Raw genomic sequence first — 21,877 nt, forward strand, 5'->3', positions numbered from 1 at the left:
AGCGGTCATGTTTGATAGTGAAGTGCTAGCAGTTTGAAACTGCTAGCACGGTTTCGGAGGATCTTATCCGGATCGGGGCTATTTGATACTGCTTTCATAGTGCTACCAAACAGGTAGCGTGTCGCTAGCGTTTTGCTATCATTCTCGGCATTAGATTGGAGGCATGATCATTGTTGTGGGTAGCGAAAAGGGCGGCGTAGGCAAGTCCACGGTTGTAACGAACCTTGCTGTTGAGCTGGCGAAGCGGGGGATGCGTATAGCGGTCGTGGACGGTGACCGGCAGCGGTCCACTGCTCGCTGGGCCGGAGACCGCGAAGAGGCCGGGCATGAACCTCGCATCTTTGTAGTGGAGAAGCTTGGCAGCCTGCACGAGACACTGCGTGAACTGGATACGAGCTATGACGTTGTCCTTGTCGATGTGGCAGGGAAGGACAGCAAGGAGATGCGCACAGCCATGACTGCGGCCCATCAATTGTTGATCCTGACGCAATCGAGTCAATTTGACCTCGACACCCTTGCGACTGTCGATAGGTTGATCGAAACTGCCCGTGACTTCAATCCCACCCTTCGAGTCAGGGGGGCTCTTACACGGGTATCAACCAACGCGTTCGAATCTGAAAGTGGCGACGCCAGGGATTACCTTTCCGACTATCCGAGTATCGAACCACTGCGAACCGTTCTGTACGAGCGCAAGGCATATCGAGACGTGGTGGGGGAGGGGCTCGGAGTTGTTGAGTGGAAGAACCCTAAAGCAGCGAGGGAGATCCGTGGGCTGGTAGAGGAGTTGATGGGGTAGTGGCAATCAAGAAGCGGTCCGCGTCCGAGAAAGCTAGGGACGAGGCTATCGAGGCGTTTGGCAATGCCGCTGAACCACTACTGACCTCGCCGACTGTCAGCGCTGAGCGCGGAATTCCAGCCAGGCCCAGTGTCACGCCCACACTTAGTGATTCAAGGGACAAGGGGACCGCCAGAACGATGTTGCTTCGTTTTGACGAGGACCGTGAACTCATGGACTTACTTGCGGACGTGGCTAAGCTCGAAGGCCGCAAGAAGCATCCGATGGCATTGCGTGCTCTTAGGATCGGTCTCGAGCAGGTCCGCGACAGTTACGAGTAAGTAAGCCACCCGGATCTATGATTGCTATCAAGTGGATAGCAATTTCGTAGCAAGATCACCGTTCCCAGGACCGGCGGGATCCAGGCAGCTCCCGGGAACGCCGGGAGCTCGTAGCCGGCTAAACGGTCGAACATGGGGCTGAAGTAGACCACCGGGACCGAGAGCAGCAGCGACAGCCAGAACTCGTTCTTGAACATCGCCGTGCTGTGTCCGGCGTGCTGGCCGCGCTGATGGACCGCATGCTCATCCATGGCCGAATGCGCGTGCCCGGCGGGCATGGCTTGGCTATGGGTGGCGTGGTCCGCATGGCTTCGGAGACCGGGGCGTGGCCGCGGTGGGCATCGTGCCGGGCGTGCTCTTCCATGGCTCGTCCTTGAATCAAGATGCGGGTTTCGAGGATGCAGACCGGGTGCGGACTCACCGGCTGGCAGCCGGCCGGACCGGCCCGGCGTGTGGCACCCCCTTTTCTAGTTGTGCTTGCTGAAGCTGCGCAGCCGCAGTGAGTTGGCGACGACCAGGACGGAGCTGGCGGCCATGGCGGCGCCGGCGATCATCGGGTTCAGGAGGCCGAGTGCGGCGATTGGGATGCCGGCGGTGTTGTAGGCGAAGGCCCAGAACAGGTTCATTTTGATGGTGCCCAGGGTCTTGCGGGATAACTCGATGGACTGGGCGACCTGGGTGAGGTCGTTGCCCATGATGGTCAGGTCAGCGGCCTCGATGGCGACGTCGGTACCGGATCCCATGGCAATGCCAAGGTCCGCCTGGGCCAGGGCCGGGGCATCGTTGACGCCGTCGCCGACCATGGCAACAACCTGGCCACGGTCCTGCAGCTTGCGCACGGCCTCGGCTTTGCCGTCGGGGAACACATCGGCGAATACATCGTCCGGGGCGATTCCGACCGTGGCGGCGACCTGCTTGGCCACTGCCGCGTTGTCGCCGGTGAGCAGGACCGGGCGCAGGCCCAGGTCCTTGAGTTTGGCGATGGCGGCCGCGGAGGATTCCTTGATGGTGTCGGTGAGGTTGACCAGTCCGGCGAAGCTTCCGTCGACGCCGATCATGATGGAGGTGGCGCCGCTCTGCTGGGCGGCGGCAAGGCCGGCGCGTTGTGCGCCGGTCAGGTCGATGCCGTTTTCGGCAAGCCAGCTTTCCCGGCCGGCAACCACGGTTCGGGTGGCGACGGCGGCGCGGACGCCGCCGCCCGGTGCCGAGGTGAACGAGGTGGCCACCCCAAGGGGCGCTTCAGCCTGTGCCGCGTCGACGATGGCGTGGGCGATCGGGTGCTCGGACCCGGACTCGACCGCACCGGCCAGGGCCAGCAGTTCGGCCCGGCTGAATCCTTCGGCGGGGGTGATGGAGGTGACTGCGAGATTGCCTTCGGTGATGGTGCCGGTCTTGTCCAGCAGCACGGTGTCGATCTTGCGGGTGTCCTCGAGGACCTGTGGCCCGCGGATCAGGATGCCCAGCTGGGCGCCGCGCCCGGTGCCCACCAGCAGACCGATGGGGGTCGCCAGTCCCAAGGCGCACGGGCAGGCGATGACCAGCACCGCGACGGATGCGGCGAACGCTGCGTTCAGGTCTCCGGTGAACACCATCCAGAGCACGAAGGTCAGAACGGCGATGGCCAGCACGATCGGTACGAAAACGGCGGAGATGCGGTCGGCCAGCCGGGCGATCGGGGCCTTGCCGGTCTGGGCTTCGGAGACCAGGCGCCCCATCTGGGCCAGCGTGGTGTCCTTGCCGACGCGGGTGGCCCGGACTACAAGGCGGCCGGAGGTGTTGATGGTGGCCCCAGTGACGGTGTCATCCGGGCCTACCTCGACGGGTACCGATTCGCCGGTGACCAGGGCGGTATCGATCGCGGAGTGGCCGGTGACGACAAAGCCGTCGGTGGCGATCTTCTCGCCCGGGCGGACCACGAATTCATCCCCCTGTATTAGTTCAGAGGTTGGGATTCTGGTTTCGACGCCGTCACGCAGCACCGTTGCTTCCTTGGCGCCCAGATCCAACAGCGCCTTAGCAGCAGGAAGGTTGCCACCACCCCGGCGGTTTCGAAGTAGAGTGCGTGGTCGCTCATGGACATGCCGGTGTGTGCGGTGATGTTCGGGTCCGCGCCCAGCTGCCAGAAGGAGTAGAAGTAGGCGGCCAGCACGCCGAGGGAGACAAGGGTGTCCATGGTCGAGGCGAAGTGGCGGGCGTTAATGGCCGCGGCACGGTGGAACGGCCAGGCGGACCAGAACACGACCGGTGTGGCCAGTACCAGCGCAACCCAGCCCCAGTGGGGGAATTGTGCGACCGGGATCATGGAAATGATGAACAACGGCACCGTGAAGATCGCACCGACAATCAGGCGCCGTTTCAGGTCCGATTTCGGGGCCACGTCGGCGTGGCCGGCCGGGGCCGGCATGCGTTCTTCAACGACGTCGCGGGAGCCAGGGGTTTCGGTGTCCCGTGCGGCGCCCGCGCCGGCCGTGGCGTACGGGTCGGCCTTGAGGTTTGCCTGGTAGCCGGCCGACTGGACTGTGGCAATGAGTTGGTCATCGCTGACGTTTTCGGGGACCGTGATCCGCGCCGATTCCAGCGGAAGGTTTACCAGGGCCTCGACGCCCTCGATTTTGCCCAGTTTCCGCTCGACCCTGCCCACGCACGAGGCGCAGGTCATGCCCTGGATGTCCAGCTCGACGATGCGTTGATTGGCGGGGAAGGTGACGTTGTTGCTCATGATTCCATTTCTTGTCGCAGATCCGGAGACAGGGGCCCGGGCGCTGGCCCGGCCCCTGTGCCCGGCGGGCCGGCGGGGCCGGCCGTCGGTGCCGGGTGCTTAGGCGCTGACGGAGACGGGCGTGTAGCCGGCCTCCGTGATGGCTGCTTCGAGAACCGAGTTCTCGACGGGAGCGCTGGTGGTGACGGTAGCGGTGGAGGTTCCACCGGCGGCGAGGTCAATGTCGACGTCGCTGACACCCCGGACGGCAAGGAGTTCCTCGGCGACGGAAGCGACGCAGTGGCCGCAGGTCATCCCGTCAATTTCCAGGGTGACGGTATTCGCTTTCAGGTCCGTCGTTTCCGCGGCGGACCGCGTTTCGATGATGAGGCCCTTGTTGGCGTTGCTTCCGCAGCCACAACCGCAGCCCGTCGCGTTGCTCATGTGTTCTCCTGGTTGTTCTCGTGGGGGTTGAAAATCGCTGCGGTGGCCTTTTAGCGCAGCAGGCGGCCGATGGCCGTGGTCACTTCGGAAACCTTGTCGGCCACGAAGCTTTGGTCGCCGGTTTCGATCGTCCGGGCCGCGGCGTTGACCACGCAATGGGAAACGTGGTCCTCAATGAGGCCGAGACTGACCTTGTGCAGGGCGGCATTGATCGCGGAGATCTGCGTCAGGATGTCGATGCAGTATTTTTCCTCCTCGACCATGCGGCTGACCCCGCGGACCTGGCCCTCGATGCGGCTCAGTCGCTTCAGCAGGGCGTCCTTGTTCGTGGTGTAGGCGTGGTTGACGTGTTCGTCAACGGGTACGGCAACAGTTTCCATACCCCCAAAGCTATACCCCTCCCGGGTATCCCGTCAAATACCCGGTGGGGGTATTCACCCGCAAGCAGGACCCCGTTGGGGCGCCTCCCTGGTGGTCGTCGGCGCAGCCTCGACCGGTGGGACCGCAAATGTCAGAAGGCGCGGCGGTGCTGGTGTCCGATGCGGCCGAACTCCTCGCAGAGTAGTCCCTTTAGGTGGCCGTCCCGTTGCCGGGGTGGTCAGCGCTGGCGGTCTGCCGCCGTGGCCGGCTTGCGCTGTGGCGGCGGCAGGTCGCCATTCGCACACTCAGTGCCGGTGACCGGGGTCGCTCGGCGGCCGAAGTCAGAGACGCCGAAACAAAACTCGGGGTGCTGACTTCGAGTCTTGGAATTAGGGCGCTGCGTGATCCGAACTGGCACACCCCGGGAACAGAACACACTTTGACTGCGAGGAGTACAGATTGGACCTCTACTGCGGGATCGACTGGGCGGAGGGCCACCATGACATTGCCATCATCGACAGCACCGGCGAGCTGTTGGCCAAACGCAGGGTCACCGACGACGCCGCAGGCTACCGGGACCTGATGGAACGGCTCGCCGAACACGGAGACACACCCCAGAACCCGGTCCCGGTGGCGATCGAGACAAGCCAAGGCCTGCTCGTCGCAGCCCTGCGCGCCGGCACCCGGAAGATCTACGCGGTCAATCCGCTCTCGGCCGCCCGCTACCGCGATAGGCACGGTGTCTCGAAGAAGAAGTCCGACCCGGGGGATGCCTTGGTGCTGGCGATCATCCTTCGCACCGACGCCCACGCGCACCGGCCCCTGCCGGCCGACACCGAGCAGGCAAGGGCGATCACCGTCCTGGCTCGGGCCCGCGGTCAGGCGACCTAATGAGTGAAAAGGCGGATATGGATGACCTGAACCCCACCCGTTGAAAGTATGCCGTACATCACATCAGAGAATCAACAGGTTGTTGTATAGATTTGGAATGGCTTAGGCTGACCAATGCTGGAAACTGTTGAGAAGCTGCGCATTGTGCGAGGAGTTGCGGTCTACCGCATGTAAACGAAATGTGTAATAATTGTGAAAGTTTCCGATTCATTCAGACTGTTTGTTGAATGCTTTTGAAGATGGATCGACGTACCTACTGTGCGCGTCCGTCTCCCGCTCATCTGGAAGGTTTCTCATGGCTGAGTCCGTTACGTCCACACCGCTCTATGAACGCGCAGTCCGCGTGGGGGATCTGCTCTTTGTCTCCGGCCAACTCCCTATCGGAGATGGTGGGTTGCTGTATCCCGGGCGTGTGGGTCAGGAAGTTAGCGTCGAACAGGCGCGTGAGGCCGCAGTGCTCGCTGCCGGCCGATGCCTGGACGTCGTTCGCGAGGAACTCGGGTCGTTGGATGCGGTCAAGGGTATCGCCCGGATCGGAGGGTATGTCTCAGCAGGGGAAGGATTCGTGGATGCGCCCGCCGTCATCGATGGTGCGTCCCAACTCGCCCTCGATGTCCTGGGAGAAAAAGGGCAACATGCGCGGTTGGCAATGGGAGTAGCCTCGCTGCCGCTGGGGGCATGCGTCGAGATTGAAATGACTGTCCTGTGCTAAGGGCAGCCGGGCAGACTCGAGCCCGCAGCCTCACGACAATCGGCAACCCGCTTGAGGAGCTCTCCCTCGAACAGCTCCGCCAGCGGACGAGCATGAAATGGCGCACTCATCCCTCCGACGTGCTGCCTCTGTGGGTTGCCGAGATGGACGTCCGGCTCGCGCCGCCCGTTTCGGAAGCGCTGCACCAGGCCATCGATGCCGGAGACACCGGCTACCCGGCCGGGACGGAGTTCGCCGAGGCCATAAGTGTGTTCGCTTCCCGGCGCTGGGGCTGGGACGGGCTAGCCGTCGAGCGCACCGCCATCGTGCCCGACGTGATGATGGGCGTCGTCGAAATCCTGCGGCTGATCACAGATCCAGGAGACGCCGTCGTCGTCAACTCCCCGGTCTATGCACCTTTTTACGCCTTCATCACCCATGATTCACGCAGGGTCATCGAAGCGCCGCTAGGACAAGATCTCCGGATCGACCTCGGAACCCTCGAGGAAGCTTTCAAGCGCGCGCGGTCGGGGGGACGGAACGCCGCCTACCTGATCAGCAATCCACACAACCCGACCGGTGTGGTCCACAGCCCTGAAGAACTCGCAGCTGTCGCGGCCCTCGCCCGCAACTACGGGGTCCGGGTCGTCTCGGACGAGATCCACGCACCGATCGTCCTTCCGGGAGCAAAATTCACGCCATATCTCAGCGTGCCCCGGAGCGAGAACGCGTTTGCGCTCACGTCCGCATCAAAGGCCTGGAACCTCGCCGGCCTCAAGGCAGCACTCGCAATCGCCGGACCCGACGCTGCCGATGATCTTCACCGTATGCCCGAAGAGGTCAGCCACGGACCGAGCCACTTGGGGATCATCGCCCAGACCGCCGCGTTCCGTGATGGTGAAGAATGGCTGGATGCTCTCCTCCACGGCCTCGACGCGAACAGGGCTCTCCTCGGAAAGCTGCTCGCCGAGCATCTTCCCGGTGTCGGGTACACCGCTCCACAGGGGACATACCTGGCCTGGCTGGATTGCAGCCATCTCGCCCTCGATTCGTCAGGCGGCCCCGAAGGTCTCGCCACCGTTTCCGACCTTGCCGGTCCGGCCAGGATGTTCCTGGACAAGGCGAGGGTCGCCCTGAGCTCGGGCCATGTTTTCGGCGCAGGCGGGGCCGGACATGTCCGCCTCAACTTCGCCACTTCCCAGGCCAACCTCACCGAGGCCATCACCCGGATGGGCCGAGCCACCCATGCGGATTGAACCAAACGTCATCAGTCCGTGCGCTAAGGGTCAAGCGACATAACTCCGCCGACAACGGAGAACACACGATGGCCCTGCGTATCCACCACACCTGGCGCGCTGTCATCGGCCAAAGAGTCCAGATGTGCCGCGGAGGCCTCATCGTGCGCGAAGGTATCGTCGACGCAGTCACCCCGGACGACTCGATTCTCTGGATCGCCGGCGCCGGGTTGCAGCCACGGGCAATGTTCCAGCGCACCGACGGCTTCGAAGTATGGCTCAACTACCAGTGGGAGGCACGCAAAGGGAGAACCATCATGATCCCTCTGCTGCAACAGCATGTTGAAGAAGAAAGGACCTGCCCGGGGATGGATCACAGACCACAGCGGATACGCTTCAACAAAAGGCACAATTCACGGCGGCTTGGGCAACCCGGACCGCCTACTAATCGGAAGGACAGCAGCAATGACCCAGATTGGTTCTGTCGGATCAACAGCTCCGTCTCCGGACGCGCTGCACGGCATGGATGCCGAGACCATCAACCTCGTCCTTGAGCTCTTGGTGGCACCCCTTCAGGCCGCGGTGCCTCAGCCCACGGAGGTCGTCCTGCACGACCTGCAGCGAATCCCTAACACAGTCCGTGCCATTGCCGGAGACGTCACCCGCCGTCAGATCGGTGACCCGCCTACCGACAAATTGCTCGAACGCGTCGCAGCCGGTGACTTCTCCCACGAAATCGGCTACCGCTCGCAACTGCCTGACGGGAGAATCCTCCAGAGCACGACCATCATTTACATCGACAGGGAAGGCCGGGCCGCCGCAGCCCTGTGTCTGAACGCTGATGTGTCCGCCTGGGTCACGCTCCGCTCAGCCTTGGACCGCTTCGTGCTCGGCCACGACGGGAGTTCCGTGCTGGCGGCGCCTGCCGTGCAGCGAGCGACGTCGGTCGGCCCCCAGGGGAGCGAGTATTTCCCGCACAGCGTGGAGGAACTCAGCTCCAAGCTCGTCGAGGCGGCGATCGCCGCCGTCGGGGTCCCGGTTGAGCAAATGCGCAAGGAACACAAAGTGCAGGTCGTGGCGGAGCTCGAACGTCGTGGATTCTTCCTCGTAAAGCAGGCTGCCGAGACTGCGGCCCTCGCGCTCGGGGTCACCCGGTTCACCATTTACAACTACCTCAACGAGCTCGGCGGAGAGGCCGAAGAGACAGCCTAAACCTCGACAGAAGGCAGTGTTACCCGGTTTCTGGAACTCAATCCTTCCTCATCGCCGGAGCACCACCAATGAACAATTCCCTACCCCGCCATGCCCGAAATAAGGCACTAGAGCGTGAAAACTGCCCCAGCAAGTCGTGCGGACAATCGTCCGGGCATGGATCACTCAGGTTCCCTGTACAAGACAAATCGTCAAGTTAATCAAAAGGAGAAAAAATGAACACCGTCACCACCACGAAGCCGTTCGCCGACCTCGCTGCTATCGAGGAAACAGTCGAAGCCGTCAGCGCCCAGCGTGAACTCGGCCGCGTCACTTTTACCATGAACAGCGAGTCCGCAGGGGGTCTGACAGCGAAGACCGAAACAGGTCCGCTGCTGCAGGCAGGCGTACCGGACGACTCACGACGCGGAAAGTACACTCTGCACAGTGACGAGCCCATCTCGCTGCTAGGCACAGACACTGCCGTGAGCCCGGCTGAGTACATTCTCAAAGGGCTCGCGGGCTGCTACGTCGTTACCCTGGCCTCACTCGCCGCAGCTCGCAACATCACGCTCGAACAGATCCGGCTCACCCTCGGATTCGATATCGATCTGAGCGGGTTCCTCGGCATCGATGAAACCGTCCGAAAGGGCGCAGAACACATCACGGTCGACGTCGAACTCGAAAGCCCTGGTACTCCGCGAGAAGATCTCCACGACCTCGTGAAGGCACTGGAGGTGACCTCGCCAATCCGCGACACGCTTGCCAACCCCGTGAAAGTCACCACCACGCTCAGCTAGCACCATCAATGAATTCCTGGGCCGCAGGTTGCGGGCCGGTGGCGTTAGACGGCGATGTTCAACGGAGTTTCCGTTGAACATTGCCGGTCTTGGGCTGGTTGTGCCTTTTTCTCGACGGATAGCAGGCTGGTCAGCCGTTGCGCTGTCGTGACTACGGCGGCGACCAGTTCGTCTGTGGGGGTTCCGGCCACTCGGTGATTTGGCACGGTTACCGTGACGGACCCGCGGACGGTGCCATTAATGAAGAAGGGGGCTGCAATGCCGTGGGCGTCGGGCACTCTTTCACTATCGGTGGCGGCCCATCCTTGTGATCGGATTTTCTCAAGCTCGGGTGCGTGGGGCGCGGCGTTGCGGCTTAGCCGGGCTCTGACGTCGTCGGGCAGGTGGGCAAGAATAGCTTTGCCTGCGGCCCCGGCGGCGAGTGGGACCTCTGAGCCTTCTTCCAAAACGTAGCGGACGTTTCGGGCGGGTTTTGGGCCGCCTCGGTGACAAGATCGGCCGACGCGCCACCTTGCTGTTCACTGTCCTATCGATGGGTGTGGCCAGCGGCGTGATCGGCATTTTGCCCACCCACCAGAGCGTTGGTGTCCTGGCGCCAGTCCTGCTCGTGCTCAGCCGGCTGGTACAGGGCTTCTCAGCAGGCGGCGAGGTCAGCGGCGCCGGGACCTACGTCGCCGAATGCGCCCCCGCCGGCCGCCGTGGTCTCTTCGGCACCGCCGTTCCCGTCGGAGCCGGACTCGGTTTCGTGCTTGCAGCCGCTGTCGCCGGAGGGATGAGCACCCTTCTGGCACCTGAACAGATGGCCGCATGGGGCTGGCGGATCCCGTTCCTCCTCGCCATTCCCCTAGCCATCATCTGCTTCATCGTGCGATCCCGCATCGAGGACTCTCCCGAATTCGAAGAGCTCGTCGCAACCCACCGCGTTGTGAAGACCCCGCTACGCGAAGTTCTGCGCACCGACTTCATCGGGGTCCTGCGCGTTGCCGCGCTGGCCATCGCCCTCACCGCCGGTGGCTATATCGGGCTCACCTACATGAACGTATACCTTACCGGGCAACTGGGATACGCCCGTCGACCGTTCTGTGGCTGCTCGTCGGGGTGATCGTGGTCGCTGTCGTCCTCCAACCCGTCGCCGGCCACCTCTCCGACCGGTTCGGCCGCCGGCCCCTCCTGCTGGCCGGGCTCGTTGGCTACATCGTGCTGCCCTACCCTGCATTGCGGGTGATGGAACCAGGAAATGTAGCCTCGGTCGTCGGCGGTCTTCTCCTGCTCTTTGCCCCGTACATCCTGCTCCAGGCAGTCACTTATCCGGCGATCGCTGAGATGATCGGCGCAAGGGTGCGCTTCACAGGGGTCTCGCTCGGCTTCAACGTCGGAACAGTGCTCGGCGGCGGGCTAAGTCCCTACCTGGCCGCGGCCCTCGTCGCCGCCACCGGGGACAGGATCGTACCTGCCTACCTGGTCATCGCGGCCGCACTCATCGGTGCGTTGGCTCTGCTTGGCTTCAAAGAGACCGCCCACAACAACCTGCGGGACTGACCGGCCAACCTCTCCGGCGGAGCAACAAGCGCGCTGCCGGAGAGGCCCCCACCCGACCCGCAGGCAATCCTGGCGAGCGGCCCAAATCGGCAAAGCTTTTACTTCCACCAAAGACAACAACAGAGAGCACCAATGATGGACAGTCTTCTCGCCGCAGTGGATGCAGGTATCCGCATCATCGAACTCGGCCGCCCGCTCGATGACGCGGTTCCGCGCAGCGGATGGAGCCCGGGCTTCAGCCTCGAAAGAACTGCCACACACGTGGAAGACGTACGCGACGACGGGCTCTCGGTCTGCAGCGACCGGCTCACGATGGGCACCCACGTCGGCACACACATCGATGCCCTCGGCCACGTCGCCTGCAGCGGGGAACTCCACGGCTCAGTGAAGGCCGCGTCCGAGGCCGGGCTACGGCTGGAGGCGCCCCTGGATGCGGGGTCCATTCCCCCCATGGTGTGCCGGGGAGTGCTGCTCGACATCCCGCAAACCACCGGGCGCGACGTTCTCGAACCAGGAGAACCCATCACCGCCGAGGATCTGCGCCAAGCCGCCCGTGACGTCGAACTGCGTCATGGAGACGTGGTCCTGATACGGACAGGTTGGGGTCAAAACTGGGACGAGCCCGGCAAGTTTTTCGACGCCGAACACGGCATACCAGGGATCACGGTGGAAGCGGCAGCCTGGCTGACCGATCATCGTGTCACGATGATCGGTGCGGATACCCCCGGCGTGGAACACATCAACCCCCTAACCAAGTTCAGAACTTTGCCCGTGCACAGACTTCTCTTAGTCGAGAAGGGCATTCACCTCCTGGAGGCCGCCGACCTTGAGGAACTCAGCGCATTGGCGGAGCGCGAATTCGTCTTTGCTGTCACACCCCTCCGGCTCCGGGGCGCCTCCGGATCCCCTGCTCGGCCGCTCGCCCTCGTCCAGGCCCGGTAACTACTGCCAACTGGGTCCCTTTGACGAAGCCCCGAGGTCTCGTAACCCTTGGGATACGAGGCGTCTCGTCGACCGGGCAACCGCTGCGGCGGCAATGCTCCAATTCCGGCGGAAGGGAGTGGTTCGTCCATGGCCGGCGATTCCCACAACTATGTCTCCCAACCTTCTGATTGACTCGGCTTACCAACAGTTAGTTAGTGGACGCATTGGAGCGGTCCATGGCGAAACTGATCGGGGCGCCCAATAGTTCGGCATGGGATTGTTCGAGCATGCCGCCCGCGCGTTTACGGCCGTGGCCGGACCAGGGATCGTGGCCTGCGGAAGCGCTCCGAGACGTTTTGGACGGCACTCGTTAGCGCGGCGACAGCCTGCGGGCCGTGCTCCGCGCTATCGTTTTGCTGTTTGTCTCAGTGCTTCTTGAAGGCGTCTTTGACTTTCTCGCCGGCCTGCTTGAGATCGGCTTTGACCTGGTGGCCTTTACCCTCGGCTTTCAGCCGGTCGTTGCCGGTCGCCTCACCGGCGGCTTCCTTGCCCTTGCCGTGAAGTTTCTCAGCGGCGTTGTGGATTTTATCTCCCAAACCCATGGCTTTTCTCCTTATGTGGACGCTCCCGCGAAATGGCTGCCACGGAAGCCGACAATTAATTGTAGGGACGAAACCGTCGCAGATGGGTGCCTCGGACGACCCACTATCCGCTTGGACAGGCAACACGGGGAGATAGGGACTTCTGTTTCGCGTTGGGGATCCCTCTCGGGACACAAGGGTCGGTTCCGGAGGGACCGATTCAGTCTGCTGGGCTTAGTTGAGCTCGAAGCCACGCGCCGATGTGTTCGAGAGCGGCTCGTGCCATCGGCGTCGCATGCCCGGTGAAGCCGTGGGGGGACCCTGGATAGATACGCAGGTCGACCTCGACACCGGCGGCTGCCAGTCGTGTGGCCATGGAGAGATTGTCTTCTAGAAGGATGTCGTCGCTTCCGATCGCGATCAGGATCGGCGGTAGGCCCGCGAGGTCGGCGAAAAGGGGTGAGAGGTCGGGATCGGTGCGATCTGGCGTAATCCCCGCGTAGGCGTCAAGAAAGTACTCGTCCGCGATCAGGCGTCCGGCTGGCGTCTGCGCGGCGAGGTCGTAGGTGCCGAACTGCAGCACGCCGCCGCTGAATGCGGTGAGCCCGCGATCACGTACCCGCACCAGCGTAGAGACCGCCAGTGTCGCTCCGGCGGAGAAGCCGCCGACAGCGAGTTTCGCTGTGCCGAAACGGTCTTCGGCGTGCTCCATCAGCCATAGGGCTGCTGTCTCGCAGTCGTCGGGTGCGGACGGCCATGGGTGTTCGGGAGCGAGCCGGTAATCCACGCTGACTACTGCGATACCCAGCGCGTCCGCAAGCCGCCTGTTGCGAACGTCGCTTCCGGCGGCCGAGCCCATGTAGAAGCCGCCGCCGTGAATTTCCAGGAACGCGCCCGCTGCCGGCTTGCTTACCGGCACGTGGATCCGAACCGGAACGCTTCGGCCATTGGCGCTAGCCATCTCGGTGATCGGTGGTGGATCACACTCAGCAGGTGGTGCTGCGCCGGCCCGGAAAACGAGCAGCTCTTCCAGGCTGCTCGGACCGCGGCCGGTCGGGCGTCGGGCGTAGAAGGCGCGGGTTTCATCAACGAAAGACCATAGTTCGGGATCGATCAGCGAGGGCAATTCGAAGCGCACACGATAACTCTACAAAGCATGCCGGCCGGGAGAGCTCAGTAGCCGTTTCCGCCGCCCTATGCCATCGGTCCTCCACCGGACGCTTCGCGAATTAGCTGGCCGGCCTTCGGGATCTCGCGATTGCCGCTGTAAAGGATTCCCATTTGGCCTGCCTGGAAAACTACCCGGGCGCGACGCCTCATTCGCCACGGCCAGAGTTGTCTTGTCAAAGGATCCTTTGATAAGAACCGCAGGGCTGGGCCTGATTGAGGTTTCAGGCTCGCGGATTTCCGGCACATCGCCTGTCCCAACAATGTGTCTCATCAAGGTATTCTCAATATCACTCATATTTCCCCTTTGATAAGACCCGGAGAAGTGATGGCACGCCTCGGATACGCCCGCGTCAGCCTGGCTGACCAAAACACCGATCTGCAGATCCGCGAACTGGAAGCAGCCGGGTGCGAACGGATCTATGAAGACCAGGGGATCAGCGGGACGCGGGTAAGTCGTCCGGAGCTGGACCGGATGCTGGACCGTCTCGGCCCAGGAGATGAGGTCGTGGTGTGGAAACTGGACCGGTTGGGACGAAACACTCGCCACCTGCTCGAGCTCCTGGATGACTTCAAGGCTCGAGGCATCAGGTTCCGTTCCCTAAGGGATGGTATTGCCACTGACCCGGCTAGTGAAGTTGGGGGAGCGATGGCCCAGGCCATGGTCACTATCATTTCCGCGTTCGCGCAGCTTGAACGAGACCAACTCTCCGAACGCACAAAGGCTGGAATGGCGGCTGCAGCTGCCCATGGAAGAAGAGCGGGACGCCGGGAGATCACTATTGATCACGAGAAGGTCAAGAAGGCACATGAACTGAAAGCTCGTGGGCTCAAGCCGACGGACATCGGAAAGACTATCGGCGCCAGCCGCGCCACCGTCTACCGATACCTCGGCATGGACTCCTAAGGCCGCCCCGGAAGTCGACTTTGTGACCGCTTTCCACGGCAGATGATTTGGGACAACATCTGGGACGGAAATTACGCGGAGGTCGGGCTGCGGACGGCACAGCCAGTCGCCACCGGATGGCGATCATCCACCGGGAGCGTCTCGGTTCTAAGGAAGTGGGACACCGCTTGTGGGGCGGATCTCCAAGACGTCATTGTCAGGCCGGAGCGATTACAGGCCGTTGTCCTGCTTCATTGTTAGGGAAAGAACAAGACGCAGATTGGGCGTGACGAGCTGCCTAGGGGCGCGAGGCCTCGCGCTTAGTAAGGTGGGTGGCACCGATCGTGATCGCGACTATTGAAGGGACGATGATGAGCACGTTCAATCCGCGATATGTGATGAGCCAATAAGAAAAAACGCCGGCAGCCAGGCCGACCAGGAGGAGAGCCAAGCTTGCTGCGTCTAGACGGCGGTGTGCGCGATGGCTATGCGTCGTCGTCATTGGCGGCCTTTCTATAGCTCTCGACCTTGAGCACGGTCCATGTACGTCGGGTCTTACCGTTCTTCTCGATGATATCTTCGCGCACCTTCAGTTTGAAGATGTCGCTCTTGCGGATAGCTAGGCCGCTGGCAACACGGTTAAGAAAGGTATCGTCCTCGACGATAGCCGCTCGGTTCGAGTCCTTCGTCCTGACCCTCCATTTAGTTGGATTATCGAAGTCGATGGCTGACATTTGGGCCTCAACCTCGAAGAAGTTCTGACTCTCATTAATGTCATCGTCCGGTCGAACGGCATCGTAGTCGGGCCTCGTCAGTGTGAAGACTTCGGGGGCGTCACTTGGTTCAGGCCCATCCGTTGGCGTGCCCTCGATCTCGACCGAGGACACCTGGCTGTCGCTCAAGGGGGCCATGATTTGCCGTAGCTGTTTCTTGCGGCGCTTATCGCGTTTCTGTAGCTCGTCCCAGGCGGGGCGGGGGACCTCCTGAGCTGTGCCGTCCTGCCAAGAAACCTTAACGTTTCCGTTCTCAAGCGGCGTGAAGTCGGCCACGTCCGCGCGGACTGATTTAGTGGCCCACCAGATCACCTGACTTAGGGTGGGTACTCCTGCAGCTGCGGCGGTAGTTGCCACCATCTCGGGATTTTCTTGGACGACTCTCAGGACTTCGATTAGGAATGAGCCCTCTTTCGGCGGTCGGACTAGCAGTTCCGAGCCAGCTGGCCCATCACCGAAGGCACCAGCCTTTGCAAAATCGCTCGACAGTCCAACTAGGCCCTGAAGTACCTCAGCGACGTGAGAGGCGCGGAGTTCGTGCAACGCGGTGCCGTCCTCTGCTTTTCCTTCGAAACGGAGAGTCAGGGACTCCACAATGCTGTTAGTCGAGTCCTTGTCCATGAACCAAGAGCCTACACAGCAGGGACAGACAAAATGCCGAACACCCTCAGGAGGGCCCGGCGCGCCGGAAGTGACTGAGGGCCGGCCCCAGAGCGAAGAGACGGAGCAGGTGTGAGGGGCCCATGCAGCTTCACAGGACTGGACCTGTGCTGGATGCTGGTGCCGTTCTGCCCCCAGGCACGTCCCAGTTCCAAGGAAATGGAACGTCAGCCATTGGGCGACTTCTCATCGGATCGGGCGGTGCACATCGCATGAAATCGCAAGGTTCCACGCGGCCGAACGGATAATGATTTAGTGATCATTCCAACAGACGACTTTCAACTGAGCGATGGACCTACCAATCCACTTATGCGCCCGTTGCAGCGCGAAGAGAAGGACCTTCTTCAGATCCTTTGGGACTATCTGCTGCAAGCCTCCAAGAACACGGATGGACTGGGATGGCCCTACTGGTTCTATGTCGAAAAGATGTTTCGTCGTCAATATCCGAGCGGTCCTGACGCGAAAGACGTCCTCGCGTCATTGCCTTCAGTGTCTAGGCCGCCGCAGCCGCAGCCCGTGGCGCCGTATTCTCTAGTCTGGTATCAGACTCAGGCCACCCAGCAGCCCAACCCAGCTGATCGAGTAGGTCTGACTATCGCAGGGCTGGCCCAACTCGGCTCCATCAACAGCGTGTGCAAAGACGTCGCCAACGAGCTCGTGAGCGTAATTCGTGGCTTGGCCCAGTATGAAGAGGATTTGGAGCCCCAGCCTCATGTCGTACCAACCTCTACGGTGAACCTTCAGAATCACCTGGAGTGGTTCCTCCAACCCTCACGGGAGAAGCCCTTCGTCGTGCCTGGGTTGCTGATCTGCGAACTGTTGGGCCGGGAGTTTGTCGGGGTTAGTGCCTATTCGAGCGGCGGGCAGTTCACCGCGTCCCTTTACGGGGCTAGTCTTCGAGAATTCCTGACCGTGCCTGATGCGGCTTCTTACCTCGATCTCATTGTGTCCGATTCCCTCGCAGCAGAGGTATCTGACTGGCATCACTCGCCACTGCCTTTGGTTGAAACCTTGGACTACCTGACGTACGTTCTTGCCGCTGACCGAGCCTTTGGACTACGGCTCGTGGAAGCTCCCGATCTTCGGTCTGCCCTGTCTCTAGGTGCTACCGTCGCCACAGTTGCTGAATTTGAGTCGCACATGAACGGGATATGGAACGTGATAGGTGCATTCAAAGTGCCCGAATGTTCCGACGAGGACCTGAAGGCGAGGTTTGGCGGGGATGCAGCAAAGGGGAGCCTCAACTACTTCGAGTGCTGGCTAAAGGCCAACCTCGACGGGCCAGGTTTCGAACGGTCAGAAAAAGCTCTCCAAGTCATTAGGTCGATACGAAAAATCAGAGTCAGCCAAGCACATTCACGGCACGACACTAGGGCGGCAGCAATAAACGCACAACGAAGACTAGGACTCCCAGACACTATCCTCGACTGGGGAACAGCATTTGAGCTGGTCAAAGACCGTCTTGCGGGTGCGTTTGACCTCATCCGCCAAGAAGCTCAATACCGGGATAAAAATGCCCAGGATTCCGGGGTCCTCGCCGTTTAGCATTCTTAGCCCGAGGGCGTCCCCTTTCTAAGGAAATGGGACGCCTCCAAGGCACCCCGACACCGGTGCAAGAACCACCGACCCCACAATCGGCGGCCGCGTCGCGCGAGGAATCCGAAACGGAACGACTCATGCGCCTGGCGGCACTTTCCCGCTCATCTGCAGGCACACAGCTCAGGCGCACCCGCAGCACAGCCGTCACCGCGGCACACTACCCAAGATCAAGACAAGGGCAGACACGTTGAGGCCTGGGCAGAAGCATCTGATCTCGCTCCGAAGGACGTCCTGGACGAACGGTCGGGAAGATTGGGTCAGAGCGTTCGCGCAGTGATTCCCAGCGCCTTGCCGGTCTGCATGCGGAATGTCGGCTGGTCCTGCTAAACATGATTCATGACACTGAAGAACGCGGCCCGGATTCCCCGCCCCGAGGGTGAAACGCTGGAGCACACGCGGGTACAGTTCGAATTCCTTGCTCAGTCGTGCGATGCATTCGACAGCGGTAAAGAGGCCGAGGGCGCCCGGATGGCTACAAACTTGCGTGTCCTTTTACATCAACGCGGGCAGTCTCATGCGTTGCTCGGCCAATGCGGTGTCATGGAGAATCTGTGGCTCTTCGATAGTGCGGGCCAGTATCCGGTCCACGACACACATTCCCCATTGGCCCTAGTCGGTGTTCAGTACGAAATCACGCCTGGGAAACAGATTGACCGCGCTTGGTACATTCCGAACCTCGGCAATGTAGTGCGCCAACAACCCAACCTCAATTTTCAAATCCGCGAACTTTTGCATGGACGCAAGGCGCCGCGCGGCGCGGGCTTTCATCTGCGGATCGACGACTGGTGGAAACAGCCCGTCATGCGAGACACAGCGGGTCGTGAATTCAGCCGTGAGCAACTGGTTCTCTTCTTGGCAAACACCGATGGGGGCGCCCACGTCGACGCATCATTACCCGAAGACTACTATGCCCTCTCGCGGCTCAACTCCGCCGCTGTCTACGCCGGAATGGGAGCGCCGAAGATTGTCGTCTCGGAGAATGCCACACCGACCGATGAGTACACCCATCAGATGGCCCTTTCCGTCGGCGCAGCCCCGACGGAAGAGTACATACGAGAGAACAAAATGACGTTCAATGAACTCGGCTCACCTGTACCAGCTTCCGTCCGCCAAATCGCTTGGGAATTGATGCGTAGCGTGAAACAGCAGTTCCCAGAGCTTCTGCCTGGCGCATGCTGACGGACATACCTAATGAGGAAGATCAAGTGATAAGCGAAGGCGCATCCGGACTGCCCGAGCCAACATCCCCGTTCACCTACGATGGAAAGGTTGGTGAAGAAAAGCTCGGCGAACTTCTGGCGCTAGGCGCCGAGAAACCCGACCTGGATTTCAAGGCAGAACTCGACCTTGGTAATCCGGCGAAAAAATTGGACTTCATCAAGGACTGCGCGGCCATGATGAACTTGCCGCGAGGCGGGTACCTCGTCATCGGAGCAAACGACGACGGCACTCCCGCGCAGAACGCCACCGCCCCTACCAAGGAAATGTTCGACTCAGGGGCACTGACTCAGATCGTTACAGGATACGTCGATGCGCCGGTTGATATCCGTTCGCAGGTGCACACGCTGACTCTGAAGGGTGTGCCGGTTTCCATGGCGCTTATCTACATAGCACCGCCAGCCGATGGCATTCCCGCTGTCATGTCCAAGACGGGCATGGTGCCCGTATCCGGCAGCGGAAAGCCAATCGTTCGGTTTCAGGAGGGCACAGTGTTCACCCGAATGGGAACCACAAATGCCTTGGTGACTCACCAGACATGGAGACAAGTACTAAGGAACTTCAGGGACAAAGAACGGGCTGATGCTCGCCGCGACATCGATGACCTGCTGCGGCGTGTGGTCAAGGGCTTTGGCACTGTGGCTGCTCCCTCGCCTGTTGTCCCGGACCTCGCCATGGATGCCGCGACCTTTACGGAGGCGGTCCGAGCTGCACTGATACAGAACAACGACCGGATTGTGCGGCGCTTCCTGGTAACAGCGAAAAATGCCTACCTTTCGAAGGACGGCGAGGAAGAAGACGCGACGACCCTGAACCGCATCGCCGCCGTTGCCATTGAAGCGGTTTTGATGCACGATTTGTCCGTCGTGAAACACTGCATGGACGTTCTCTACGAGCTATACCAAAGTCATCTCCTTGTTCCAACCACGACGGCCGGCAAGGCGGGCGCGCCGGCTAAGTGGCTAGAGATGATTCTCCGCATAATGGGCATCGGCGCTGCGGCAGTTCGCTGCGGGATGTACGAGGCGATCCCGACAATAGTTCTGCGGCCGATCGGGGATGACCGATACTCATACCGTTCATGGATACGGCACGGACAGGTGGAGGCTTCACAGGCAAACCTATTGGTGCGATCTGACGAATCCGAAAAGGGCGGAAATCTGATCGCTTTCTCTGCAGAACTGCTGTTCGAAAGCGCGGAACTCCGACCAGACGTTCAGTCTCTAGCCCAGTCCGAGGAATATTTTCTCGATTCACTGTGCCAGTTCGACTTCCTGTGGTGCTGCTTATCACTCGCCGCGGTGGGCGAGGGGTCGGCTTCCTCGGCGTTTTACCCAAGTTGTGCTGCTTATCGTCAGCGAAGGGCTACACCGGCCATCCAAAAGCTTGACGTGTCTCCAGAAACCCGAAGTGCCATATTTGGAGACATCGCTGACGAGCAGGCCGCCGATGCCGTCATCAGCGTCATCAGAATGGCAGCAAACGAGTCCTGGATGTACGGAGGCTGGTGGCACAGAGGAACTGAGGATCTGCCTCCAAACGGATGGATCAGGAATAGCGCAACGCAGACGGAATAACTCCAACATAAGCGGGAGCAGCGCTGGCCTTGCTGCGTCGTGGTACCAGTGTCCGGCATGCACGTGAGGGTCGACCATCCAGATCCGGCCCTCATGGCGGATCGCCAACGGCGTGCCGTCCGGGGCTGAACCGGACATCGATGTCATGGAGGGTCTGTGGCGCTTCTGGCGCGAGAGTCATGGTGGTTTCCTTTCTAGCGTGAGCGCCGGTCAGGCGGCTTTGACGAGGGGGAGTTCGTCCCAGTGGGTGGTGTATCTGGGGGAGCGCATGTCGCGTTTCATGGTCCAGTCCGGTCCGCTTTTGATTCCGGCGTGGCCCAGGCCGATGGAGCCGCGGCCGTACCGTTTGGTCACGTCTTCGAGCAGGATCCCGATGCCGCGTTCTTCGTGCGGGTTCTCGAACAGTTCCAGGGGTTTTTGGTTCCCTGACGGCCGCAGGTCGGTGACCATGATCCCGGCCCGGACGTACTTCACACCCTCATGCACGTGGGGGAGCAGCGCGTGGGCCGCCTTGGTCAGTAGCACCGGGTCAGCGGTCGGCATCGGCAGCGCCAGGCAGACCGAGGGGAAGGACTTTTCGTTCGGGTTGAAGTGCGACGTCGCCGCGAACGCGGTCAGCACCTTGGCTTGCAGGTCGTGTTTGGCCAGCCGTGCGGAGGCCATTTGCGCGTACACGCTCATGACCTGCCGCAACCCCGCAGCCGTGGTGATCGGTGTGGAGAAGGACCGGGAGAAGATCAACTGATCCCTGCCGATCCGTTCCTCCTCCATCGGGATACACGGTGTTCCCTGCAGCTCCAACACGGTGCGCATCATGACGATGGAGAACTTGTCCCGGATCGCCACGGGGTTGGCCCGGGTGAGGTCAAGGATCGAGAAGATCCCCATCGCGTTCAGGCGTTTGGTGAGCCTGGTGGCCACGCCCCAGATCTCGATCACGGACAGCTTCGCCATCAGTGCTTCGCGCTGGGCGGCGGGCACTGACTCCCACCGGCACACGCCACCAAACGCGGGGTTGTTCTTCGCCCACTTGTTGCACAGCTTCGCCAGCGTCTTCGTGGGTGCGATCCCGACGCACACCGGCACCCCGACGTGCCGACGGCACGCGTCCTTCATGGTCCTCCCCAGTTCCAGCAGCTCGTCCGGTTCGCCCTTGACGCCGAGGAACGCTTCATCGATGGAGTAGACCTCCACCCAGGCCGAGTAATGGCCCAGGAGCGTCATGACGCGCGAGCTGATGTCTCCGTAGAGTTCGTAGTTGCTGGATAGGGCAACCAGGCCCCATTCCTTGGCCCGGGGCCGGAGCTTGAACCACGGATCACCGAGTCCGATGCCGAGGCGTTTGGCTTCCGGGGACCGGGTCACCGCGCAGCCGTCATTGTTGGACAGAACAATGACCGGCTTGCCCTCCAAGGCCGGGTTGAAGGCGCGCTCGGCCGAGGCGTAGAAGCAGTTCACGTCCACGTGCGCTATTTCCTGCATGCGGCGCATCACTGCCGGCTTAGACACCGGTGCCACCCGTAATCG

The 21,877-nt window shown here is 61.5% G+C and carries 21 protein-coding genes and 3 pseudogenes; 14 read left to right on the forward strand and 10 right to left on the reverse strand.

The window, feature by feature from the left end:
* The first annotated feature begins 163 nt into the window (after window positions 1–163).
* Together SB659_RS17370 and SB659_RS17375 are read left to right on the forward strand one after the other, a co-directional pair.
* On the forward strand, window positions 164–796 hold the full coding sequence (locus tag SB659_RS17370) for a division plane positioning ATPase MipZ (RefSeq protein ID WP_410551242.1): 633 nt from the start codon (window positions 164–166) through the stop codon (window positions 794–796).
* On the forward strand, window positions 796–1,116 hold the full coding sequence (locus SB659_RS17375) for a hypothetical protein (protein ID WP_410551243.1): 321 nt from the start codon (window positions 796–798) through the stop codon (window positions 1,114–1,116). Before SB659_RS17370 ends, SB659_RS17375 begins: the two co-directional genes overlap by 1 nt.
* Here the strand turns inward: SB659_RS17375 and SB659_RS17380 are convergent.
* The 4 genes and pseudogenes from SB659_RS17380 to SB659_RS17395 form a co-directional block, all read right to left on the reverse strand.
* On the reverse strand, window positions 1,107–1,367 hold the full coding sequence (locus tag SB659_RS17380) for a hypothetical protein (protein WP_410551244.1): 261 nt from the start codon (window positions 1,365–1,367) through the stop codon (window positions 1,107–1,109). The genes SB659_RS17375 and SB659_RS17380 overlap by 10 nt on opposite strands.
* Window positions 1,368–1,583: 216 nt before the next feature.
* Window positions 1,584–3,835: pseudogene (locus SB659_RS17385) on the reverse strand (heavy metal translocating P-type ATPase).
* Window positions 3,836–3,934: 99 nt separating this feature from the next.
* Window positions 3,935–4,258 (reverse strand): heavy-metal-associated domain-containing protein, encoded by a 324-nt coding sequence (locus SB659_RS17390; RefSeq protein ID WP_410551245.1) that lies wholly within the window; start codon window positions 4,256–4,258, stop codon window positions 3,935–3,937.
* 50 nt (window positions 4,259–4,308) lie between these two features.
* The gene (locus SB659_RS17395; protein ID WP_410551246.1) at window positions 4,309–4,638 is read right to left on the reverse strand and encodes a metal-sensitive transcriptional regulator; all 330 of its coding nucleotides are present in this window, start codon (window positions 4,636–4,638) and stop codon (window positions 4,309–4,311) included.
* A 439-nt stretch (window positions 4,639–5,077) separates the two neighbouring features.
* On the opposite strand from SB659_RS17395, the pseudogene SB659_RS17400 reads away from it, so the two are divergent.
* The 3 genes and pseudogenes from SB659_RS17400 to SB659_RS17410 all read left to right on the forward strand — a co-directional run.
* A pseudogene (locus SB659_RS17400) lies at window positions 5,078–5,503 on the forward strand (IS110 family transposase); the annotation flags it as partial.
* A gap of 301 nt (window positions 5,504–5,804) precedes the next feature.
* Window positions 5,805–6,221 (forward strand): RidA family protein, encoded by a 417-nt coding sequence (locus SB659_RS17405; RefSeq protein ID WP_410551247.1) that lies wholly within the window; start codon window positions 5,805–5,807, stop codon window positions 6,219–6,221.
* A gap of 92 nt (window positions 6,222–6,313) precedes the next feature.
* The gene (locus SB659_RS17410; RefSeq protein WP_410551248.1) at window positions 6,314–7,456 is read left to right on the forward strand and encodes a MalY/PatB family protein; all 1,143 of its coding nucleotides are present in this window, start codon (window positions 6,314–6,316) and stop codon (window positions 7,454–7,456) included.
* Between the two features lie 23 nt (window positions 7,457–7,479).
* Here SB659_RS17410 and SB659_RS17415 read toward each other — a convergent pair whose 3' ends face one another.
* Entirely contained in the window at window positions 7,480–7,845 is a 366-nt protein-coding gene (locus tag SB659_RS17415) for a hypothetical protein (RefSeq protein ID WP_410551249.1), read from the reverse strand.
* 55 nt (window positions 7,846–7,900) lie between these two features.
* On the opposite strand from SB659_RS17415, the gene SB659_RS17420 reads away from it, so the two are divergent.
* A complete protein-coding gene (locus SB659_RS17420) occupies window positions 7,901–8,647 on the forward strand; it encodes a transcriptional regulator (RefSeq protein ID WP_410551250.1) in 747 nt (248 codons plus the stop codon).
* Between the two features lie 215 nt (window positions 8,648–8,862).
* On the forward strand, window positions 8,863–9,426 hold the full coding sequence (locus tag SB659_RS17425) for an OsmC family protein (RefSeq protein WP_410551251.1): 564 nt from the start codon (window positions 8,863–8,865) through the stop codon (window positions 9,424–9,426).
* A gap of 44 nt (window positions 9,427–9,470) precedes the next feature.
* Here SB659_RS17425 and SB659_RS17430 read toward each other — a convergent pair.
* Window positions 9,471–9,875 (reverse strand): annotated as a pseudogene (locus SB659_RS17430) (IclR family transcriptional regulator C-terminal domain-containing protein); the annotation flags it as partial.
* Window positions 9,876–9,898: 23 nt separating this feature from the next.
* On the opposite strand from SB659_RS17430, the gene SB659_RS17435 reads away from it, so the two are divergent.
* The 3 genes from SB659_RS17435 (at window position 9,899) to SB659_RS17445 (ending at window position 11,907) form a co-directional block, all read left to right on the forward strand.
* On the forward strand, window positions 9,899–10,528 hold the full coding sequence (locus tag SB659_RS17435; protein ID WP_410551252.1) for an MFS transporter: 630 nt from the start codon (window positions 9,899–9,901) through the stop codon (window positions 10,526–10,528).
* 2 nt (window positions 10,529–10,530) lie between these two features.
* Window positions 10,531–10,965: an MFS transporter gene (locus SB659_RS17440; RefSeq protein WP_410551253.1), complete on the forward strand. Its 435-nt coding sequence runs from the start codon at window positions 10,531–10,533 to the stop codon at window positions 10,963–10,965.
* Window positions 10,966–11,097: 132 nt separating this feature from the next.
* Window positions 11,098–11,907: a cyclase family protein gene (locus tag SB659_RS17445; protein WP_410551254.1), complete on the forward strand. Its 810-nt coding sequence runs from the start codon at window positions 11,098–11,100 to the stop codon at window positions 11,905–11,907.
* Between the two features lie 407 nt (window positions 11,908–12,314).
* On the opposite strand, the gene SB659_RS17450 is transcribed toward SB659_RS17445, so the two are convergent.
* Together SB659_RS17450 and SB659_RS17455 are read right to left on the reverse strand one after the other, a co-directional pair.
* Window positions 12,315–12,491 carry a CsbD family protein gene (locus SB659_RS17450; protein ID WP_410551255.1) on the reverse strand — a complete coding sequence of 59 codons (177 nt, stop codon included), beginning with the start codon at window positions 12,489–12,491 and terminating at the stop codon, window positions 12,315–12,317.
* A gap of 199 nt (window positions 12,492–12,690) precedes the next feature.
* On the reverse strand, window positions 12,691–13,608 hold the full coding sequence (locus SB659_RS17455; RefSeq protein WP_410551256.1) for an alpha/beta hydrolase: 918 nt from the start codon (window positions 13,606–13,608) through the stop codon (window positions 12,691–12,693).
* A 357-nt stretch (window positions 13,609–13,965) separates the two neighbouring features.
* Between SB659_RS17455 and SB659_RS17460 the strand changes: the two genes are divergently transcribed.
* Window positions 13,966–14,544: a recombinase family protein gene (locus SB659_RS17460; RefSeq protein WP_410551257.1), complete on the forward strand. Its 579-nt coding sequence runs from the start codon at window positions 13,966–13,968 to the stop codon at window positions 14,542–14,544.
* Between the two features lie 464 nt (window positions 14,545–15,008).
* Here SB659_RS17460 and SB659_RS17465 read toward each other — a convergent pair whose 3' ends face one another.
* Window positions 15,009–15,917, reverse strand: coding sequence for a hypothetical protein (locus tag SB659_RS17465; RefSeq protein ID WP_410551258.1), 909 nt, complete (start codon window positions 15,915–15,917; stop codon window positions 15,009–15,011).
* Window positions 15,918–16,211: 294 nt separating this feature from the next.
* Between SB659_RS17465 and SB659_RS17470 the strand changes: the two genes are divergently transcribed.
* The 3 genes from SB659_RS17470 to SB659_RS17480 all read left to right on the forward strand — a co-directional run bounded on the left by SB659_RS17470 (window position 16,212) and on the right by SB659_RS17480 (window position 20,350).
* Window positions 16,212–17,501: a hypothetical protein gene (locus SB659_RS17470; RefSeq protein ID WP_410551259.1), complete on the forward strand. Its 1,290-nt coding sequence runs from the start codon at window positions 16,212–16,214 to the stop codon at window positions 17,499–17,501.
* Between the two features lie 390 nt (window positions 17,502–17,891).
* Window positions 17,892–18,734, forward strand: coding sequence for a hypothetical protein (locus SB659_RS17475; protein WP_410551260.1), 843 nt, complete (start codon window positions 17,892–17,894; stop codon window positions 18,732–18,734).
* Window positions 18,728–20,350 carry a helix-turn-helix domain-containing protein gene (locus SB659_RS17480; RefSeq protein ID WP_410551261.1) on the forward strand — a complete coding sequence of 541 codons (1,623 nt, stop codon included), beginning with the start codon at window positions 18,728–18,730 and terminating at the stop codon, window positions 20,348–20,350. The genes SB659_RS17475 and SB659_RS17480 overlap by 7 nt, the downstream gene beginning before the upstream one ends.
* A 210-nt stretch (window positions 20,351–20,560) precedes the next feature.
* Here the strand turns inward: SB659_RS17480 and SB659_RS17485 are convergent, their stop codons facing one another.
* On the reverse strand, window positions 20,561–21,841 hold the full coding sequence (locus SB659_RS17485) for a Y-family DNA polymerase (protein ID WP_410551279.1): 1,281 nt from the start codon (window positions 21,839–21,841) through the stop codon (window positions 20,561–20,563).
* Window positions 21,842–21,877: the final 36 nt, after the last annotated feature.

The sequence above is a fragment of the Arthrobacter sp. SIMBA_036 genome (genome assembly GCF_046535135.1).
Lineage (GTDB): Bacteria > Actinomycetota > Actinomycetes > Actinomycetales > Micrococcaceae > Arthrobacter.

Excerpts from the sequence above, each read along its gene's own strand:
- SB659_RS17370 (WP_410551242.1), top strand. The coding sequence starts at position 164 with ATGATCATTGTTGTGGGTAGCGAAAAGGGCGGCGTAGGCAAGTCCACG.
- SB659_RS17380 (WP_410551244.1), bottom strand. The coding sequence starts at position 1,367 with ATGGATGAGCATGCGGTCCATCAGCGCGGCCAGCACGCCGGACACAGC.
- SB659_RS17390 (WP_410551245.1), bottom strand. The coding sequence starts at position 4,258 with ATGAGCAACGCGACGGGCTGCGGTTGTGGCTGCGGAAGCAACGCCAAC.
- SB659_RS17395 (WP_410551246.1), bottom strand. The coding sequence starts at position 4,638 with ATGGAAACTGTTGCCGTACCCGTTGACGAACACGTCAACCACGCCTAC.
- SB659_RS17405 (WP_410551247.1), top strand. The coding sequence starts at position 5,805 with ATGGCTGAGTCCGTTACGTCCACACCGCTCTATGAACGCGCAGTCCGC.
- SB659_RS17410 (WP_410551248.1), top strand. The coding sequence starts at position 6,314 with ATGAAATGGCGCACTCATCCCTCCGACGTGCTGCCTCTGTGGGTTGCC.
- SB659_RS17420 (WP_410551250.1), top strand. The coding sequence starts at position 7,901 with ATGACCCAGATTGGTTCTGTCGGATCAACAGCTCCGTCTCCGGACGCG.
- SB659_RS17425 (WP_410551251.1), top strand. The coding sequence starts at position 8,863 with ATGAACACCGTCACCACCACGAAGCCGTTCGCCGACCTCGCTGCTATC.
- SB659_RS17445 (WP_410551254.1), top strand. The coding sequence starts at position 11,098 with ATGATGGACAGTCTTCTCGCCGCAGTGGATGCAGGTATCCGCATCATC.
- SB659_RS17450 (WP_410551255.1), bottom strand. The coding sequence starts at position 12,491 with ATGGGTTTGGGAGATAAAATCCACAACGCCGCTGAGAAACTTCACGGC.
- SB659_RS17460 (WP_410551257.1), top strand. The coding sequence starts at position 13,966 with ATGGCACGCCTCGGATACGCCCGCGTCAGCCTGGCTGACCAAAACACC.
- SB659_RS17465 (WP_410551258.1), bottom strand. The coding sequence starts at position 15,917 with ATGGACAAGGACTCGACTAACAGCATTGTGGAGTCCCTGACTCTCCGT.
- SB659_RS17475 (WP_410551260.1), top strand. The coding sequence starts at position 17,892 with ATGACACTGAAGAACGCGGCCCGGATTCCCCGCCCCGAGGGTGAAACG.
- SB659_RS17480 (WP_410551261.1), top strand. The coding sequence starts at position 18,728 with ATGCTGACGGACATACCTAATGAGGAAGATCAAGTGATAAGCGAAGGC.
- SB659_RS17485 (WP_410551279.1), bottom strand. The coding sequence starts at position 21,841 with ATGCGCCGCATGCAGGAAATAGCGCACGTGGACGTGAACTGCTTCTAC.